1 protein-coding gene is annotated in these 555 nt (G+C 49.2%); it reads right to left on the bottom strand.

What is annotated here, in order from left to right; all coding sequences use genetic code 11:
* Window positions 1-555, bottom strand: a 555-nt coding sequence (locus R7Q11_RS28485; protein WP_318094485.1) for a secretin N-terminal domain-containing protein, incomplete at both ends; no start/stop codon positions are given.

Raw genomic sequence — 555 nt, 5'->3', positions numbered from 1 at the left:
CTTTCGTTGCCATTTCTACGTCAAGTTGACGAATCAAACGTTTCAGGCGTGCACGTACTTTCGGATCGCCAGAAATCAGAATCGAGTTCGTACGCTCATCCGCGACGATTTTTGGCTCAAGAAACTCAGGCGTACTCTTTTGGTTGGTCGTTTTGTTCAGGGCTTCTACGATACGAACCATTTCAGCAGCCGAGGCATTGCGAAGCTCTACTAGCTCGATCTCTTTGTCACCAGCTTGGTCAACGCGTTTGATGATTTCTGCTAGACGGTTTACTACCGCTGCACGACCGGTGATCAGGATGATATTAGCTGGATCGTAATGAACCACGTTACCCGCCCCGGCGTTATCAATCAGCTGGCGCAATAGCGGTGACAATTCACGAACAGAGACATTTCGCACAGCAACCACGCGAGTGATGACGCTATCGCCTTTTGCGCTACCATCCCCCATAACAGGGATTGCAGAGGTCTTAGAGTCTTTTGCTTTGATGACTTTGAGTACGCCGTTGTCCATTTCTACGACTGCATAGCCGTACACTTCCAACACGTTAAGGA

This window comes from Vibrio sp. 970, from assembly GCF_033339075.1.
This window is presented reverse-complemented; position numbering and strand designations above follow the sequence as displayed.